At 27.7% G+C, this 4,659-nt stretch carries 4 protein-coding genes; 3 read left to right on the forward strand and 1 reads right to left on the reverse strand.

Annotated elements, in window-relative coordinates; translation table 11 throughout:
- Nucleotides 1–113 precede the first annotated feature (113 nt).
- The gene (locus tag KGF39_RS18935; protein WP_227823501.1) at nucleotides 114–1,766 is read right to left on the reverse strand and encodes a cell wall-binding protein Cwp21; all 1,653 of its coding nucleotides are present in this window, start codon (nucleotides 1,764–1,766) and stop codon (nucleotides 114–116) included.
- Between the two features lie 598 nt (nucleotides 1,767–2,364).
- Between KGF39_RS18935 and KGF39_RS18940 the strand changes: the two genes are divergently transcribed.
- The 3 genes from KGF39_RS18940 to KGF39_RS18950 all read left to right on the forward strand — a co-directional run bounded on the left by KGF39_RS18940 (nucleotide 2,365) and on the right by KGF39_RS18950 (nucleotide 4,608).
- Nucleotides 2,365–3,486 carry an aldo/keto reductase gene (locus KGF39_RS18940; protein WP_227823502.1) on the forward strand — a complete coding sequence of 374 codons (1,122 nt, stop codon included), beginning with the start codon at nucleotides 2,365–2,367 and terminating at the stop codon, nucleotides 3,484–3,486.
- 162 nt (nucleotides 3,487–3,648) lie between these two features.
- On the forward strand, nucleotides 3,649–4,032 hold the full coding sequence (locus tag KGF39_RS18945; protein WP_227823503.1) for a MerR family transcriptional regulator: 384 nt from the start codon (nucleotides 3,649–3,651) through the stop codon (nucleotides 4,030–4,032).
- Nucleotides 4,033–4,068: 36 nt separating this feature from the next.
- On the forward strand, nucleotides 4,069–4,608 hold the full coding sequence (locus KGF39_RS18950) for a flavodoxin family protein (protein ID WP_227823504.1): 540 nt from the start codon (nucleotides 4,069–4,071) through the stop codon (nucleotides 4,606–4,608).
- Nucleotides 4,609–4,659 lie beyond the last annotated feature (51 nt).

The following is a 4,659-nucleotide window of genomic DNA, read 5'->3' on the forward strand; positions in this document are numbered from 1 at the left end:
ACTTAAAAAATAAATTTTTATTTAAAGAATACAAATAAATCTTTCCAGACTCGAAAAATCCAGCACTTATGGCTTTTTTGTTTTGTAATAATTAATAAAATATATATTTTTTATTAATTGTCTATTTCAAACTCTAATATTTCACCAGTAATTGCATTGATTGTTATCTCATACTCAGTATTTCCTTTTATCATTTCACCTTCATATTCCTTGTCATCTTTATCATACTTGAGTTTTACTATTTTTCCACCAGGTACTTTGTTTAGCATTATTGATTTAGCTTTTTCAGCACTAATAATAGAATTGTTGTTATTAGTATTAGAGTTATTATTGTCGTTATCATCAAAGTCATCATCAGAATCATTGTCTATATCAATATCTATAATTCTTCCATCAAATGCATTTATCTCTAATTCGTATGTTTTCTTATTTTTTGCTACTTTAGCCTCATATTCATTATCTTCAGCATCATATTTACAATAGATTAAATTACCATTAGGAACAGCATCTAGTGCTATAGACTTAGCTTTATCTAATGATATATTTTGTGTGCCTAAATTATTATCATTTAAATCATCATCTTTTTCAATTTCTATTATTTTACCAGAGTAGGCATCAATTTCTATCTCGTATACGACATTATCTTTTATAACTTTGCAGTCGTATTTATTATCATCTTCATCATAGTAACAAACTAGAATATTACTTTCTGGAAGAGCTTGCTTTAATATTTTTTTAGCCTCTATTAAGGATATTTTTTTAGCTTTATTTCTTATGTTGACATTTTTTAGTTTTAAAATATCTTCAAATGCTTTTTGGTTATATCCTCCTCCTACTTGTGTTATTTCATCTATATCTTTATTTTTAATGAGTTCTTTTTGACTATTTACAAGGCTACCATTAGATATCATTATAGGAGAATTTTCTTTAGCAGCGAGTACTCCTATTGATAATGAATCTACCAGTGCATTTTCTTGGTTAATACCATCTTTGGCTACAAATACATTATTTATTTTTTTGTCCTTATAGAATTTCTCAATAATTTTTGCATTAGTATTGTTTCTATCTGAACCACTAATTCTTTCTCTATTTGGATATTTCTTTACTGCATTGTCTGATAAAATCTTATCTCCTCCAACTATGTAAGATTTTTTTATGGACCTATTGTTTAAGAAGTTCATACTGCTATCATTACTGTTTTCATCTGATACTAGTATTATAGGCATATTATGTATTGCTGCTGGAGAAGCTATGCTAACTGCATCAGATAACCCCTTTAATCCATTTACAACTGCAACATTTTCCACATTTTTTATTTTATCTATTTCTTTAAGTACATTTGTAGACATTTCATATATATTATTTCCTACTATTTTATTTATTTTTATGTTAAGTGACTTTATTTCATTTTCTACTTTAGAAGAAATACTATTTCCACTATCTACAATGTACACATTGTTTACACCGAGTCTTTTAAGTTCAGCCTTAGTCGAATTTTCGATACTATTATTGTTTACTAAAAGTATAGGTGCATTTTTTAGCTTAGCAAATGGATTTGCACAAAGAGCACTTTGAATAGAGTTACCATTGACTATAATGGCTGTTTTTGATTGAACCCATCCCAATTTACTTACTTCTACAGCTGTTTCATATCTTGTTTTACCTATTAATCTTTCTTGTTTTGTAGCACTGTCTGCAAAAATTGCTGAAGAGCTAGAAAAAAACATAATACCTGATACTAGTATAGCTAAATTTTTCTTATTCATATTTTTACCTCACAATCTTTAAAATTTTATTATTTAGCATCACTTATTAAAATATAATCTTAAAATCAAGTTGATATTGAGTTTGAGACTATAAAATCAACAGATAAGAATATTTTAATATAAAATAATATAAAATTTCCATTTTTATACTTAATATTGTATCATAAATGTAAAAAGGAAAATACTTTTTAAAAAGGGTATACATTATTCATTTTTATATTTTCATAAATAAATCTTTTAACATTGTTTCATATGTTCTAAAACAGGTACAAAACTTATTCCTAAATTTGTTAGAGAATATTCTACTTTAGATGATTTCCTTATAAATATGTCTAGAAAGTATTTATAGCAATACTTATGAATTTGATTTTATGAAGTACTTTTTCTTGTGGAGCTTGAGAAGTAGAAAGTAGAGATAACATCCAGTAGCTTAACATTAAAAACTATATTTTTATAATATTTACTTTAAAATAAAAAAACCTATTGACTTGAAGTTAACTCTAAGTAGTAAAGTATAACTATGCAAGATTTATAGATATTTTTAAGAACAGTTAATGCAGAAAAATAAAAAATAAGTTTCAAAGGGGGAAGTAAAACAATGGAGTCAAAAAAATTAGGATTTGGATTAATGCGTTTACCAATAAAAGATGAAAATGATGTTACAACTATTGATATGGAATATTTAAATAAAATGGTTGATATTTTTTTAGAGAGAGGATTTACATATTTTGATACAGCTTATGTATATCATATGGGAAAAAGTGAGATAGCACTTAGAGAATCTCTAGTAAAAAGACACAAAAGAGATAGTTTTACTGTAGCCACAAAACTACCATTGATGGCTTTAAAGAAAAAAGAAGAACAAGAGACTATTTTTAATGAGCAATTAGAAAAATGTGGTATAGATTATTTTGATTATTATCTTTTACACAATATAGGGGTATCAAACTATGAAATAGCCAAAAAATTTGATAGCTTTAAATTTATTGAAGAAAAGAAAAAAGAGGGGAAAATAAAGAATATTGGTTTTTCTTTTCATGATAGTGCAGAATTATTGGATAAAGTCTTGAGTGAACATCCAGAAGTAGACTTTGTACAATTACAGATTAATTATCTAGATTGGGACAATGAAAGTATACAATCTAGAAAATGCTATGAAGTAGCAGAAAAGCATAATAAACCTGTAATTGTTATGGAACCAGTAAAAGGAGGTACACTTGCAAAGATACCAGAAAGAGCCGAAAAATTATTTAATGACTACAATCCAGATATGTCAATACCATCTTGGGCAATACGTTTTGCAGCAAGTAAAGATAATGTTATGATGGTCTTAAGTGGGATGTCAAATATGGAACAATTATTAGACAATACAGGATATATGCAAAACTTTAAGCCATTTGTACAAGAGGAATATAATATTATAGATGAAGCAGTAGAAATTATCAATGAATCAATTGCAGTTCCTTGTACTGCCTGTCAGTACTGTGTAGAAGGATGTCCAAAAAATATCGCTATTCCAAACTATTTTGCATTGTACAATGCAGAAAAACAAGCTCTTAATACTGGATTTTCAACACAGATGGTTTACTATAATAACTATACTAAAACTTATGGTAAAGCTTCAGATTGTATTGGATGTAAACAATGTGAAGAAAGTTGTCCACAACACATCAAAATTATAGATGCTTTGAAGAATGTAGCAGAAATTTTTGAAAAATAATTGTTACCATAAAATAATTAATGTTATACATAAAAATTGAAGTTAATGAAATATAAGTAAAATAATTAATGATATATAGAAAAGTTGAAATTGATGAAATGTCCGTCAAACTGTTTAATTGAATTTTAAATTATACACTATCAAGAAAGGAGGAGGATTTGTGTGACAATTTCAGAAGTGAGTAAAAAATACGAACTTTCAGCAGATACTTTACGATATTATGAACGAATTGGTTTAATACCACCTGTAAATAGAAATAAAAGTGGAATTAGGTCTTTTACAGAAAAAGATTGCGAGTGGGTTAATTTCATAAAATGTATGAGAAGTGCAGGTCTTTCTATTGAGACATTGATTGAGTATGTAGCTATGTTTCAACAAGGCGACAGCACTATTCAAGCTAGAAAAGAACTTTTAATAGAGCAGAGAAACCAACTAGCAAAAAGAATGGAAGAAATGCAAAAAACTTTAGAACGATTAAATTTTAAGATTGATAGATATGAAGAAAGTATTATTGAGAAAGTATTATTGAGAAAGAAAAAGCATTAAAGAACAACGAAAATAAAAAAATGGAGGAAGTATCTTATGAGTAAAAATGTATTGATAGTATCAGCTAGCCCTAGAAAAGGTGGGAATTCTGATTTATTGTGTGACCAATTTATGCAAGGAGCGTTAGAATCCAAAAATCAAGTAGAGAAGATATTTTTAAAAGATAAAGATGTTAACTATTGTACTGGATGTGGTGCTTGTTATGAAAAAGGAGCAAGTTGCCCACAGAAAGATGATATGGGAGAAATTCTTGAAAAAATGATTAAGGCAGATGTTATTGTTTTAGCTACTCCAGTCTATTTTTATACTATGAATGCACAAATGAAAACTATGATTGATAGAACTTGTTCAAGATATACTGAAATTTGTGATAAAGATTTCTATTTTATTGTTGCAGCAGCAGATGAAAATGTGGCTGATATGGAAAGAACATTAGAAGGATTTAGAGGATTTACATCATGTCTAAATGGTGCTAAGGAAAAAGGTATAGTTTATGGTGTAGGGGCTTGGCATGTAGGTGATATTAAGGGAAGTGAGGCAATGAAACAGGCATATGAAATGGGTAGACTAGCATAGTATGTTTGTATATAGGATAAAGGGAGTGTCTCAAAATGAACTTTTTAGTTC

This window comes from Clostridioides sp. ZZV14-6345 (genome assembly GCF_020657775.1).
Taxonomy (GTDB): Bacteria; Bacillota; Clostridia; order Peptostreptococcales; family Peptostreptococcaceae; genus Clostridioides; species Clostridioides difficile_D.

Bases quoted from the DNA above. Each gene is read 5' to 3' on its own strand.
- KGF39_RS18935 (WP_227823501.1), bottom strand. From the start codon at position 1,766: ATGAATAAGAAAAATTTAGCTATACTAGTATCAGGTATTATGTTTTTT.
- KGF39_RS18940 (WP_227823502.1), top strand. From the start codon at position 2,365: ATGGAGTCAAAAAAATTAGGATTTGGATTAATGCGTTTACCAATAAAA.
- KGF39_RS18950 (WP_227823504.1), top strand. From the start codon at position 4,069: ATGAGTAAAAATGTATTGATAGTATCAGCTAGCCCTAGAAAAGGTGGG.